We start from the raw sequence: 12924 nt of genomic DNA on the forward strand, positions 1-12924 counted from the left end.
CCCCGGGCGCAGCGCCCTTTTTCGATCACCTCCCTCCCGCAGCAGGCAGCCCAGGCGCAGGGCACGACGCTTGCTCTCGTCTCGATCCGTGGACGGAACCATCGAGCCCCTCGGCCAGGAACCTGTCGAGCCACATCCGGGTAGGATCGCGGTCGACATGCACCCCGGCGAATCGCTGACGCTGCTCGCACCGCTCTCCGGTCCCATCGTGCCGATCGAGTCGGTCCCCGACGCGGTCTTCGCCGACAAGATCGTCGGCGACGGCATCTCGATCGACCCGATCTCCCAGACATTGCTCGCCCCGTGCGACGCGACGGTGACCCAGCTCCACGCGGCGCGGCATGCCATCACCCTGAGCGCCGCGGGCGGGGTGGAGATCATGATCCATGTCGGCATCGACACGGTCGGCCTGAAGGGCGAGGGCTTCACGGCGCGGGTGAGCCAGGGAGACCGGGTCTCGGCGGGCCAGGCGCTCCTCGAGTTCGACGCCGATCTCCTCCTCCGCAAGGCGCCCAGCCTGCTCACCCAGGTCGTCGTCCTGAGCGGCGAGACGAGCGCCATCGTCGAGCGCGCGAGCGGCGTGGCCAGGGCCGGCGCGAGCCGCCTCATGGCCGTGAGCCCCCGGCGGCGGGCCGGCGGGGAAGCGCCGCGGGCATCGAGCGCGGGGGAGGCGGGCGCGTCCAGGCCGCCGCCGCGGGCCACGGTCGGCGTCACGTCGGCCCTCGTCGTGGTGCCCAACCCGCACGGGCTGCACGCGCGGCCGGCCGCGGTGCTCGCCAGCGAGGCGAAGTCGTTCGCCGCCGACATCAGCGTCGAGCTCGCCGGCCGCAACGCCAACGCGAAGAGCGTCGTCGGGCTGATGAACCTCGGCGCCGGCCCGGGCGCCGAGCTGCGCATCGTCGGGAGCGGCAGCGAGGCGGCGCGGGCCGTGGCCCGCCTGGTCGAGCTCGTCCGGAGCGGGCTGGGCGAGGACCTCTCCGCGGCGAACGCCGCGCCTCCAGCCGAGCCCGAGCGCGCCGCCGCTTCTTCTTCCACGCCGCGCGCGGCCGACGACGCGCGGCACGTCCACGGCGTGAGCGCCTCGCCCGGCCTCGCCATCGGCCCGATCTGCAAGATCGACCCGCTCGCCGCCGACGTGGACGAGCACGCGAGCGACACGGAGGCGGAGCTCGCGCGGCTGCAGAAGGCGCTGCGCCACACCCGGCTCGAGCTGAAGCAGCTCGTCGCCGCGTCGGGCAAGCGCGTCGAGCAGGCCCAGATCTTCAGCGCGCACCTCACGATGCTCGACGATCCGGAGATGATCACCCGCACCGAGGTCGCCATCGTGGAGGGCAAGTCGGCCGCGTTCGCGTGGCGCGAGGCGGTGATGGCGTCGTGCCGCGAGCTCGCGCGCCTCTCGAACCCGCTGCTCGCCGCGCGCGCCAACGATCTGCGCGACGTGGGCGGCCGCGCGCTGCGGCACCTCGTCGGCGGCGGCGAGGCGCAGGCCGCGCCCGCGGGCAGCATCGTCGTCGCCGAGAGCCTGACGCCCTCCGAGGTCGTGCGGCTCGCCGACCAGCGGGTCGCCGGTCTGGTCAGCGTGCTCGGCGGCACCACCTCGCACGCGGCGATCCTGGCGCGCTCGCTCGGCCTCCCGTACCTCGTCGGCGCCTCGGCGTCGCTGCTCGCCGTCGAGGCGGGCGCGGCGGCCGTGCTCGACGCCGAGGGGGCGGTGGTGCTGCTCCACCCGACCGAGGCCGAGCTCGACGCCTACCGCGGCCGGCTCGGGGCGCGCAAGGCGCTGCGCGAGCGGCAGGAGGCGGCCGCGGGCGAGCGCGCGGTGACCCGGGACGGGGTCCACGTCGCCGTGCTGGCCAACATCGCGAGCGCCGACGACGCGCGCAAGGCCGTCCGGCTCGGGGCCGAGGGCGTGGGCCTCCTGCGCACCGAGCTGATGTTCTTCGATCGCGACGCCGCGCCGACCGAGGCCGAGCAGACCGCCGCGTACCAGGAGATCGCCGACGCGCTGGGCGAGCGCCCCCTCGTCGTCCGCACGCTCGACGTCGGCGGCGACAAGCCGCTCTCGTACATGCCGCTCCCCGCGGAGGACAACCCGCTCCTCGGCATCCGCGGCCTGCGCATCGGCGCGCTCCACCCGGCGCTCCTGCGCAGCCAGCTCCGCGCCATCCTGGCGGTCCGGGCCCCGGCCGGGCACCGCATCCTCCTGCCCATGGTCTCGAGCCTCGAGGAGCTCCGGGAGGCGAAGCAGGTGCTCGAGGAGGAGCGCCGGCGCGCCGGCTCGCCCCCGGTGGAGCTCGGCGTGATGGTCGAGGTGCCGTCGGTCGCGGTCCAGGCCGACAGGTTCGCGGCGGAGGTCGATTTCTTCTCGATCGGCACGAACGATCTCACCCAGTACACGCTGGCCATGGATCGCACGCACCCGCGGCTCGCCGGCCGGCAGGACGCGCTGCACCCGGCGGTGCTCCGGCTCATCGACAGGGCCGTGCAGGCCGCGAAGGGGCGCGGGCGCCACGTGGGGATCTGCGGCGCGGTGGCGAGCGATCCCGAGGCCGTGGCCGTGCTGGTCGGCCTCGACGTGACCGAGCTCAGCGTCAGCGTCCAGGCGATCCCCGAGGTGAAGGCGAGGATCCGCGAGCTCGACGCCGCGCGGTGCCGCGAGATCGCGCGGGCCGCGCTCGACCTGGGGACCGCGGCCGAGGTGCGGGCGCTGCTCGCGCCGGGCGCGCGGCCCGGCTGATCCCGAGAGCCCAGCAAGCAGACCGGGGGCGGCGCGACGCGGAGGCCGCCCCGCCCAACGGAGAAGGAGCGTCGTATGAGAGGATTCAACGAGCTGCAGCGCGTTGGCAAGGCGCTGATGTTGCCCATCGCGGTGCTGCCGGTCGCGGGCCTCCTGCTCCGGCTGGGGCAGCCCGACGTGCTGGACATCGCGTTCGTCGCCCAGGCGGGCGGCGCCATCTTCGACAACCTGGCGCTGATCTTCGCGGTCGGCATCGCGGTCGGCCTCGCGCGCGAGACGAACGGCGTGGCCGGGCTCTCCGGGATGATCGCCTACCTCGTGATCACGAACGGGGTGAAGAGCATCGACGACAAGATCAAGATGGGCGTCCTCGCCGGCATCCTCGCCGGCGTCCTCGCGGGGGCGATGTACAACCGCTTCCGCGACACGAAGCTGCCCTCCTTCCTGGGCTTCTTCGGCGGCAGCCGCTTCGTGCCCATCGTCACCGGCGGCGCCAGCCTCGCCCTCGCGCTCGTCCTCGGCTTCGTCTGGCCGACGATCCAGGCCGGCATCGACGCGGTGGGCGGCTGGATCGTGGCCTCGGGGCCGGTCGGCGCCTTCTTCTTCGGCGCCCTCAACCGCCTGCTCATCCCGACCGGGCTGCACCACATCCTCAACAACCTCGCCTGGTTCGTGGTCGGCTCGTTCCAGGGCGCGAAGGGGGGGGTGACCGGCGATCTGAACCGCTACTTCGCCGGCGATCCCTCGGCGGGGGTGTTCATGGCCGGCTTCTACCCGGTGATGATGTTCGGCCTGCCGGCCGCGTGCCTGGCGATCTACCGCACCGCGCGCCCGGAGAACCGCAGGGCCACCTTCGGCGTGATGTTCTCGGCCGCGCTGACCGCCTTCCTGACCGGGATCACCGAGCCGATCGAGTTCGCGTTCATGTTCCTCGCGCCGGCCCTCTACGCGGTCCACGCGGTGCTGACCGGCCTCTCGCTGGCGCTGCTCGACGTGCTCGGCGTGAAGCACGGCTTCAGCTTCTCCGCCGGGTTCATCGATTACGCGCTGAACTACGGCCTCTCGACCAAGGGCTGGATGATCGTGCCGATCGGCCTCGCCTACGCGGCCGTCTATTACGGCCTCTTCGTCGTCTGCATCGAGCGGTTCAACCTGGCCACGCCGGGCCGCGAGGCCGCGGCGGCGCCCTCCGAGGGCGCGCCGGCCGGCGGGGCCGAGGCGGGCGGCGGGGCCGAGGCGGGCGCCGGCGGGCTCGCCGGGCAGCTCCTGCGGGCGCTGGGCGGCCACGGCAACATCCGCGAGATCGACGCGTGCATCACCCGCCTGCGCCTGGTCATGGTCGACCGTGATCGCGTGAAGGACGCGGACCTCAGGGCGCTCGGCGCCAAGGGCGTGGTGCGCCCGGGGACCGACAGCCTGCAGGTGATCCTCGGCCCCATGGCCGAGTCGATCGCCAAGGAGATGCGGGAGCTCGCGGGCCGCGCGCCGGCGGCGGTCGCCGCGCGGCCGGAGCTGTGGCCCGCCGCGCCCGCGGCGCGGCAAAATGCGTGGATCGACCGCTGGCTCGCGGCGCTCGGCGGCGCCGCCAACATCCGGTCGGTGGAGGGGTTCTCGAGCGGGCGCGTGCGCGTCGAGCTCGCCGACGCGGACCCGATCGACGAGGCGGCGCTGGAGGCCGCCGACGTGAAGGGCGTGATGCGCCTGCCCGACCGGGTGGTCCACCTCCTGGTCGGCCCGGAAGCGCCGCGGTACGCCGCCGCGCTCGCGCAGAAGCTCAAGGGGTGATGGGCGTGGAGCTCGTGGGCAACATCCTCACGCCGGACGGCTGGCTCCGCGGGCGCCTGTACTTCGGCGCACGGGTCCAGGAGATCGCGGGCGCGCCGGCCGAAGGGCCCGGCCCGGGGCCGCGCATCGTGCCCGGCTTCATCGATCTGCACGTGCACGGCGGCGGCGGCCGGGACGTCATGGAGGGCGGCGACGCGCCCCGCGCGATGGCCCGCGCGCACGCCGCGACCGGGACCACCAGCCTGCTCGCCACCACGATGACGGCGCCCCTCCCGGAGATCGCCGCCGCGCTGCGCGCGATCCGGGCCGCCATGGACGCGCGCCGCCGCGGCGAGGCGCGCGTCCTCGGCGTCCACCTCGAGGGCCCGTTCCTCAACCCGGGTCGGCTGGGCGCGCAGCCTCCGTGCGTGGTGGGCGGGGATCTCGACACCGCGCTCGCGCTGAGCGCCATCGCGCCGATCCGCGTGCTCACGCTGGCGCCGGAGCTCGCCGGCCACCTGGAGCTCGTCCGCCGCCTGTCCGGCCTCGGGGTGCGGGTCCAGATCGGGCACACGCTGTCGAGCTACGAGGAGGTCGTGGCGGCCCTCGCGGCCGGGGCGAGCGGCTTCACGCACCTCTTCAACGCCATGAACGGGCTGCACCACCGCGAGCCCGGCGCGGTGGGCGCGGCCCTGGCCCACGGCGACTTCGCCGAGCTGATCCCGGATCTCGTCCACGTGCATCCGGGCGCCATCCGGGCGGCCCTGCGCTGCATCCCCCGGCTCTACGCCGTGACCGACGGCACCGCGGCCTCGGGGATGCCGGATGGGCCGTACCAGCTCGGCGCGCACGCCGTCGCGAAGTGCCAGAACAGCGTGCGGCTCCCCGACGGGACGCTCGCGGGGAGCTGCCTGACGATGCACCAGGCCTTCAAGAACCTGGTCGACCTCGGGCTCCCGCTCGCCGAGGCGTCGCGCCGGTGCAGCCAGTTCCCGGCCGAGCACCTCGGCCTCGAGGATCGAGGGCGCATCGCGCCGGGCTGCTTCGCGGATCTGTTGGTCCTGGAGGAGGATCTCGCCCTGCGGCAGGTCCTCGTGGAGGGGGAGCCCCTTGAGTGACCGAACGACCTCGAACATGGCCGCGGAGGCCCGCTCCGCCCCGGAGATCGTCGCGCGGCAGCTCGCGCAGGACGAGGACGCCTACCGTGAGCTTGGCGCCCGGCTGCGGGCGGCGCCGCCGCCGTCCGTGGTCACGATCGCCCGCGGCAGCTCGGATCACGCCGCGAGCTACCTCGCGTACCTCGTGATGACGCAGCTCGGCGTTCCGGTCGCGAGCCTGCCGCCGTCGGTGGTGACCCTCTACCGCGCGCCGCTGCGGCTCCCGGGCGGCCTGGCGGTCGCGGTGTCGCAGTCGGGGCAGAGCCCGGACGTGGTGGGCGCGCTGTCGGCGTGCGGCGCCGCGGGGGCGATGACGGCGGCGCTGGTGAACCAGCTCGGCTCGCCGCTCGACCAGGCGGCCGCGACGACGATCCCCCTGCGCGCCGGCCCCGAGCGCAGCGTCGCCGCCACGAAGAGCTTCATCGCCAGCCTGAGCGCCATGGCGAGGGTGGTGGGGATCTGGGGCGAGGACGCCGCGCTGCTCGACGCGCTCGAGGCGCTGCCGGAGACCCTGGCCGCCGCGAGCGAGAGCGACGTGGGCCCGCTCGTGGACGCGCTCTCGGGCGAGGAGCGCCTGCTCGTGCTCGGGCGGGGCCCTGGCTTCTCCATCGCGCTGGAGGCGGCCCTCAAGTTCAAGGAGACGTGCGGCGTCCACGCCGAGGCGTTCACGGTCGCCGAGGTGCAACACGGGCCGATGGCCCTCATCGACGAGCGGTTCCCGCTGCTCGTCTTCGCCCCGCGGGGCCCGGCGCAGGCCGGCCTCGCCCGCGTGGCGGAGGATTTCCGGGGGCAGGGCGCGAAGGTGATCCTCGTGGGCCCGGCCGGGCTGCCGGGGGTGGATCTCGTGGTGCCCGCGTCTCCTCACGAGCTGCTCGACCCGCTCTGTCAGATCCTGGCGTTTTACCTGGCGGCCGCTGCCCTGGCCGAGGCCCGAGGGCTGGATCCCGACGCGCCGAGGCGGCTTAAGAAGGTCACCAAAACACTGTAGGAGTGCGTCATGAGAAGGCCTGTTTTCCGATTTGGGCTGCTCGCCGGCGCCCTGTTTGTGGCAGGGTGCGGCGACGACGGGACATCCTCGTCCACGGCGAGCACCACGATGAGCACCAGCACGGGCAATGGCGGCGGTGGCGGCGGAGGCGGCACCGGAGGTGGCGGCGGCTCGGCGCAGGAGCGCCCGTCGGGCGCGGACTTCGCCGTCACCTGGGGCGTGCTGGACAACCACAAGAACCCTGCGGTGAGCTTCGGCTCGGAGCTGACGATCGAAAACCACGGGAAGGTCGCGCTCGGGAACAGCGGCTGGGCGCTGTATTTCAACTTCGTGCGCTCGATCCTGCCCGAGAGCCTGCCGGCGGGGGTGAAGGTCACCCACATCAACGGCGACTTCTTCAAGCTGGAGCCGACCGAGGCGTTCCAGCCGCTGGAACCGGGGCAGAGCGTGGTGATCCCCTTCGATGGATCGTACTGGGCCATCAAGGAGACGGACGCGCCCGTGGGCTATTACTTCGTGTTCACGGACGGCGAGGGCGTGGACTCCGCGCCGGAGGTGGTGGGCTCCGAGGCCGTCGCGCCGTTCGTGGAGAAGAAGCAGACGGATCGTTTTCCCGGCGACATGACGCCCGTGCCGACGGCGACGTCTCGTTATGACGAGAACCTCGCTGTCCGCCTGTTCCCGGCGGGCGACGTGGACAGGGTCGTGCCCACGCCGGTGCTCCTCGAGGCGGGCGCCGGAGAGCTCTTGCTCTCGTCGGCCGTGCCCATCTACCACGCTGCCGGGCTCGAGGGCGAAGCGGCCTTTCTGGCGGAGGCGCTCGGGGCGCTCCTCGGCGCCGCGCCGGAGGTCCGCGAGGGCGCGCCGCCGCCGGGGACGGCGGCGATCGCGCTGTCGACGGGCGCGATCGGCGTCGGCGGCCAGCCGAAGCAGGCGGGCGACGAGGCCTATCGCCTCACGGTCACCGCCGAGGGGGTCGAGATCGTGGGCAGCGACGCGGCCGGCGTCTTCTATGGCATCCAGAGCCTGCGCGCCCTCGCGCCCGTCGAGGCGTACCGGACCGCGAAGCCCGAGATCGCGATCGGCGCCGTGACGGTCGAGGACGCCCCGCGCTTCGGGTACCGCGGCATGCACCTCGACGTCGCGCGCAACTTCCAGCGCAAGGAGGCCGTGCTGAAGCTGCTCGACGTGATGGCCTTCTACAAGCTCAACAAGTTCCATTTCCACCTGACCGACGACGAGGGGTTTCGCTTCGAGGTGAGCGGCCTGCCGGAGCTCACCGAGGTCGGCGCCCGGCGCGGCCATACGCTCGACGACCGCGACAAGATCGTCCCCTCGTTCGGCTCCGGCCCGGACCCGGCGTCGCCGGCGTCGAGCGGCAGCGGCCATTACACCCGCGCCGAGCTCGTGGAGATCCTGCGTCATGCCAAGGCGCGCCACATCGAGGTGATCCCCGAGATCGATATGCCGGGCCACGCCCGCGCAGCGGTCAAGGCCATGGAGGCGCGTTACGCGAGGCTCGCGGCCGAGGGCGACCTCGAGAAGGCCGAGGAGTTCCTGCTCAGCGACCTGGAGGACGCCTCCCAGTACATGTCCGTGCAGATGTGGCACGACAACGTGGTGAACCCCTGCCGGGAGTCCACCTACAGGTTCCTGCGGAAGGTCGTGGACGACCTCGTCGCGATCTACGCCGAGGCCGGCGCGACGCTCACCACCATCCATACGGGCGGCGACGAGGTGCCGGACGGCGTCTGGGAGCGGTCCCCGTCGTGCCAGGCCCTCCTCGGCCAGGCGTCTGGCGGCGTCGAGTCCGTGGAGGACCTGGCGAGCCATTTCCTCCGCGAGCTCAGCGCGATCGTCGCGTCCCACGGCCTGGTGACCGGAGGCTGGGAGGAGATCGCCTTGAGGAAAGTGCAGGCCGAGGGCGGCGTCGACAAGGAAGCGAACCCCGAGTTCCTGAGCAGCAATTTCAGGCCATATGTCTGGAACAACGTCTGGGGGTGGGGGGACGAGGACAACGGCTACAAGCTCGCCAACGCGGGTTATCCGGTGGTCCTCTCCAATTCCACCAACCTGTATTTCGACCTCGCCTACGACAAGGATCCTGCGGAGCCGGGCTATTACTGGGCCGGGTTCGTGGACACGCGCAAGCCGTACGAGTTCGTGCCGCTCGACGTCTACAAGAGCGCCCACGCGGACCGCATGGGCAATCCGATCGACCAGGCGCAGATGTTCCGGGACCACGTCAGGCTGACCGACGCCGGCCGGGCCAACGTCCTCGGCATCCAGGGGCAGCTCTGGGGCGAGAACGCGAAGGGGCAGCGGGCGATGGAGTACCTGATCTTCCCGAAGCTGATCGCCCTCGCGGAGCGGGCCTGGGCGCCGGACCCGGCGTGGGCGGCGGAGGAGGACGGGGCGACGCGCGCGGGCCTGCTCGCCGAGGCGTGGAATCGCTTCGCCAACAGCCTCGGTCAGCGCGAGCTGCCGCGGCTCGACCGCCTGAGCGGCGGCGTGGACTACCGGCTTCCGCTGCCGGGCGCGCGCATCGAGGACGGGCAGCTCCTGGCGAACGTGGCGTTCCCGGGGCTGCAGATCCGCTACACGACCGATGGCGCCGAGCCCGACGCCGACTCGGCCGTTTATGAGGGGCCGGTGGCGGTGAGCGGCGTGGTCAAGCTCAGGACGTTCGACACGCGCGGGCGTGGCAGCCGCACGTCGGTCCTCGATCCGGACGCGTCGGGTGGGGGGCAGGCGGGGAGGTGAGGGGTCGGTCCAGCACTGCGGCGCGGCGGGGGGCCGCGCTGGCCCTCCTCGCGCTGCTGCCCGGCTGTTACATCGACCTCGACGGCCTGACCGGCGGGGGGGCCGGCGGCGGGGCCAGCCAGGGCGCTGGCGGCGGGGCCAGCCAGGGCGCCGGCGGCGGGGCCAGCCAGGGCGCCGGCGGCGGAGGCCTGGCCGGCCCCGACGCCGGCGACCCGGGGCGCTGCGCGCCGGCGGACTGCGATGGCCCGTGCGTGGTCGCCGCGGCCGAGGAGGCCGGCGGCCCGGCGGCGATCGCCGCGGCCGGCCCGTACGTGGTGTGGACGAGCCGCGCGGGCGATCGCCTCCGCCGCCTCGACCCGGCGACGGGCGCGGTGGAGGATCTCGTGTCGTCCATGCCGTCGCCGGGCCTGCTGGCGGTCGCCGGCGAGCTCGTCGTCTGGGTCGCCGCCAACGGGCTCTGGCGGTGCGCGGTCGCCGATTGCGCGGCGGGCGCGACCTCGCTCCTCGCCTTCGGCGCGGGCGAGGCCGAGGCCGTGCGCGGCCTGGCGACGGACGGGCGGCACGTGTACTGGACGCGCGACGAGCCGAGCGGCACCGCCGGCGAGCTGTTGCGCTGCCCTGTCGCCGAGGGCTGCGGCGCGGCCCCGGAGCTGCTCGCGCCGAGCCAGTCGCACCCGCGCGGCGTGGCGGTCGCCCCGGGCGACGCGGGGAGCGTCGTCTGGGTCCAGCGCGGCACGGGTGCCGACTTCGGCCGGGTGCTCCGCCTCGACAAGGGCGTTGCGTCCGGCGCCGTCGCGGCGCAGATCGCGGTGCTGCTCGACTATCCGGACCGGATCGCGCTCGGCGACGCGGAGGTGCTCTGGACCTGGGCCCACCCGGACGGCGCTTCGGGCGGCGTTTCCCGTTGCGACCTCGTGGACGCGTGCGCCGCGGCGGAGCTCGCGCCGCAGGCCGAGCCGTCGCGGCCGCTGCGCGAGCCCGCGGCGCTCGTGATCGACGGCGCCGACGCGTACTGGGCGGACCGCGGCGGGGGCACGGTCATGCGCTGTCCGACCGCGGGCTGCCGCGGCTATCCCGAGGTGCTCGCCGAGGGCCTCACGCGCCCCGCGGCCGTGGCGGTGCAGGGCGCCTGCGTCTTCGCCATCGACGAGGCCGGCGGCGGCCGCGTGGTGCGCGTGCCCCGGTAGTGCCGTGTTGACCGGGCGCGCGTCGTCGCCGCGGCGTCACGGACAGCGCGGCGCCGTGTACTCTCCGCTCGGGTTGCCGCCCATGAGCGTCGCGCCGGTGGTCACGCGGAACCGCACCTCGGCGCTGTCGATCGCGAGGATCTCGAGCGTGCCCGAGCCGAGGAGCGTGCCGCCGCCCTTCGGGCAGTCGTCCGGCGCCGGAGAGTGGGGCGCGCCCGTCTCGAAGACGGAGGCGTGGAGCGCGAAATCGTCGAGATCGTATACGCCGACCTGCTGGTAGGCGATCGGCAAGACGAAGCGCAGCTGCCAGTGCCCACCGCACGGGAGAGACCTGGGATAGACGTCGCAGGACTCGCCCATGTCCGAGATGTGCAGCATGAGATCGTTGGGATCCTGGTCGGGCTGCCCGCCGGCCGCCGCGGTCGAGACCACGCTGCCGGTCTCGTTCATGATCTGATCGTAATACGCCTGCATGAGCGCTTCGCGCTGCGCGCGCGTCATCGCGACGGCCGCCGTCAGCGGGCCCGGATCGCTACCCCCGCCGCCGCCCGCGCCGCCCGTGCCAGGCGGCCCCGGGGGATCGCTCGAATCCGGCGGATCGTGCGCGCCGCCGTTGAAGACGTCGGAGATATCGATCGAGCCTCCGTCCCAGAAAGCAGGGTCGCAGGCGGTCAGCATGAGTGGAATCAAAGCGACAAAGGCCGATCGGGTGTTCATGGCGATACCGCCATGCAGCTCCGGTGCCAGAGCCGAAGAATGCGAAAAGCGCTGCTCGCGGCGACTCAACCGCTCGGTGCACGATCGAGCTGCGTGCCAGATTGTGCCGTGGCACACGCGAGGGAGCTCGATGGCCCAGGGGCCGCGTCGCAGCCGGCCAGCGGGCCTTCGTCGCCGGCTCCGCTGCCATGCGTCGAGCTCGGCGGGCGGGACATCGTCCCAGACGTTCTGTAGTCTCCTCCCGAGACACGCCGCCAGGAAGACCGCCATGTCGCAACCTTGGAAGATCGCGGCCGTGCCGCTCGCCTTTGCGCTGCTCGACGCCGGCTGCGCCGACCCCGGGCAGGACGCCTCGCCCGGCGCCACAGGCGGCGGAGCCACCTCGGTGAGCGCCGCGTCCAGCTCGACCGGCGGGGCCTCGTCGAGCGAGGCCAGCAGCGCCTCGACGGGCCAGCCGCCCGGCGACCCGGTCGAGGTCGACTGCCGCGCCGCCGGGGACGGGAAGACCACGCTGGCCTTCGTCAACCGGTGCGACCAGCCGCTCCAGTTCCTGGGGAGCCTCATCGAGGGCGGGGAGCTCGGCCCGGGGCGGTTCGCGTGCCGCGACGTGGGCACCAGCGAGGAGCCGCTGTCGTCGCTGCGCTACTGGGCGTATGCCGGGTCGGACCCCGGTGGCGGGCGACACACGCTGGCCGAGATGACACTGGTACAACATCAGCCACGTGGACGCGCACAACCTCCCCCTGGCGATCGTGCCCGTCGGACTGCCGGACTGCCGGACGCTGTCGTGTCCAGAGAGCCTGCTCGCGCGGTGCCCGGAGGTGGGCCGCTACGAGGACGCGAGCGGCGCGACGATCTCCTGCGTGAGCCCCGACCGGGACGATCCCACGAACCCCGTGGCCGTGTACTTCGAAGAGCGATGCAAGGATGCCTATTCCTGGTCGGGGGACGACCAGGAGTCGATGGCCGCCTGCGCGGGGGAAGACTACGACATCGTGTTCTGCCCTTGACCTGGCGCCTCGCATTCGCGCGCCCCGGGGCATGACCGAACAGGGATCCCCAGGCGCGCCCCGCCGTGGTAGGCCAGCCGCGTGGCCACCAAGGACCGCCGCGCGCGCAAGCAAGCTCCGGAGGGCGGCCGCCGGCTCGCGGTGGCCCCGGGGCCGCGCCGGGGGCGTCGAGAGCCCGCCGCGCTCCCCGACACGATCTCCTGGTGGGCCGCGTTCTACCGGGTCATTCGCCGGATCCCCGCCGGGCGGGTGTGCACGTACGGCGCCGTCGCCGCGATGGCTGGGCACCCCCGCGCGGCGCGCCACGTCGGGTATGCCCTCGCCGCGCTCAAGGAGACCGGCGACGGCGCGGGCGTGCCGTGGCAGCGCGTGCTCGGGAGCCGCCCGCGCCACCGCGCGGCCGTCACCATCAAGGATCCGGTGGGCGGCGCGCTCCAGCGCATGCTGCTCGAGGCCGAGGGCGTCGAGTTCGACGAGCGCGGCAACGTGTCGCTCGATCGCTTCGGGTGGTTCCGGAGCACGCCTGTCGCCGCGCCCGCGAAGAAGGCCCGGGGCGCGGCGCCCCGGAAGCGGCGATCGTGAGGCGGCTGCTCCTTGCCAT

Annotated in this window: 9 protein-coding genes; 8 read left to right on the forward strand and 1 reads right to left on the reverse strand. The window is 73.7% G+C overall.

Annotated elements, in window-relative coordinates:
- Nucleotides 1-157: 157 nt before the first annotated feature.
- From ptsP to NQZ70_RS16815, 6 genes are all read left to right on the forward strand, one after another.
- Nucleotides 158-2737 carry a phosphoenolpyruvate--protein phosphotransferase gene (gene ptsP / locus NQZ70_RS16790; RefSeq protein ID WP_129575109.1) on the forward strand — a complete coding sequence of 860 codons (2580 nt, stop codon included), beginning with the start codon at nt 158-160 and terminating at the stop codon, nt 2735-2737.
- A gap of 75 nt (nt 2738-2812) precedes the next feature.
- The gene (gene nagE / locus NQZ70_RS16795) at nt 2813-4522 is read left to right on the forward strand and encodes an N-acetylglucosamine-specific PTS transporter subunit IIBC (protein WP_129575110.1); all 1710 of its coding nucleotides are present in this window, start codon (nt 2813-2815) and stop codon (nt 4520-4522) included.
- Nucleotides 4522-5619, forward strand: a complete 1098-nt coding sequence (nagA, locus tag NQZ70_RS16800) for an N-acetylglucosamine-6-phosphate deacetylase (RefSeq protein WP_129575111.1) — start codon at nt 4522-4524, stop codon at nt 5617-5619. Before nagE ends, nagA begins: the two co-directional genes overlap by 1 nt.
- Nucleotides 5620-5635: 16 nt before the next feature.
- On the forward strand, nt 5636-6646 hold the full coding sequence (locus NQZ70_RS16805) for an SIS domain-containing protein (RefSeq protein ID WP_129581396.1): 1011 nt from the start codon (nt 5636-5638) through the stop codon (nt 6644-6646).
- 9 nt (nt 6647-6655) lie between these two features.
- Nucleotides 6656-9409: a family 20 glycosylhydrolase gene (locus NQZ70_RS16810; RefSeq protein WP_129575112.1), complete on the forward strand. Its 2754-nt coding sequence runs from the start codon at nt 6656-6658 to the stop codon at nt 9407-9409.
- Nucleotides 9406-10596 (forward strand): hypothetical protein, encoded by a 1191-nt coding sequence (locus tag NQZ70_RS16815; protein WP_129575113.1) that lies wholly within the window; start codon nt 9406-9408, stop codon nt 10594-10596. The genes NQZ70_RS16810 and NQZ70_RS16815 overlap by 4 nt, the downstream gene beginning before the upstream one ends.
- Nucleotides 10597-10632: 36 nt before the next feature.
- On the opposite strand, the gene NQZ70_RS16820 is transcribed toward NQZ70_RS16815, so the two are convergent.
- Complete coding sequence (locus NQZ70_RS16820; RefSeq protein ID WP_237245369.1) at nt 10633-11877, reverse strand: hypothetical protein; 1245 nt, start codon at nt 11875-11877, stop codon at nt 10633-10635.
- Nucleotides 11878-12035: 158 nt separating this feature from the next.
- Here NQZ70_RS16820 and NQZ70_RS16825 point away from each other — a divergent pair, with 158 nt between their 5' ends.
- Nucleotides 12036-12323 (forward strand): thaumatin family protein, encoded by a 288-nt coding sequence (locus NQZ70_RS16825; protein ID WP_237245370.1) that lies wholly within the window; start codon nt 12036-12038, stop codon nt 12321-12323.
- A gap of 81 nt (nt 12324-12404) precedes the next feature.
- A complete protein-coding gene (locus NQZ70_RS16830; RefSeq protein ID WP_129575115.1) occupies nt 12405-12905 on the forward strand; it encodes an MGMT family protein in 501 nt (166 codons plus the stop codon).
- The last annotated feature ends 19 nt before the right edge of the window (nt 12906-12924 follow it).

This window comes from Sorangium sp. So ce836 (assembly GCF_028553905.1).
GTDB lineage: Bacteria > Myxococcota_A > Polyangia > Polyangiales > Polyangiaceae > Sorangium > Sorangium cellulosum_D.

Bases quoted from the DNA above. Each gene is read 5' to 3' on its own strand.
- ptsP (WP_129575109.1), top strand. From the start codon at position 158: ATGCACCCCGGCGAATCGCTGACGCTGCTCGCACCGCTCTCCGGTCCC.
- NQZ70_RS16820 (WP_237245369.1), bottom strand. From the start codon at position 11,877: ATGAGGCTCCCCAGGAACTGGAGCGGCTGGTCGCACCGGTTGACGAAG.
- nagA (WP_129575111.1), top strand. From the start codon at position 4,522: ATGGGCGTGGAGCTCGTGGGCAACATCCTCACGCCGGACGGCTGGCTC.
- nagE (WP_129575110.1), top strand. From the start codon at position 2,813: ATGAGAGGATTCAACGAGCTGCAGCGCGTTGGCAAGGCGCTGATGTTG.
- NQZ70_RS16810 (WP_129575112.1), top strand. From the start codon at position 6,656: ATGAGAAGGCCTGTTTTCCGATTTGGGCTGCTCGCCGGCGCCCTGTTT.
- NQZ70_RS16805 (WP_129581396.1), top strand. From the start codon at position 5,636: ATGGCCGCGGAGGCCCGCTCCGCCCCGGAGATCGTCGCGCGGCAGCTC.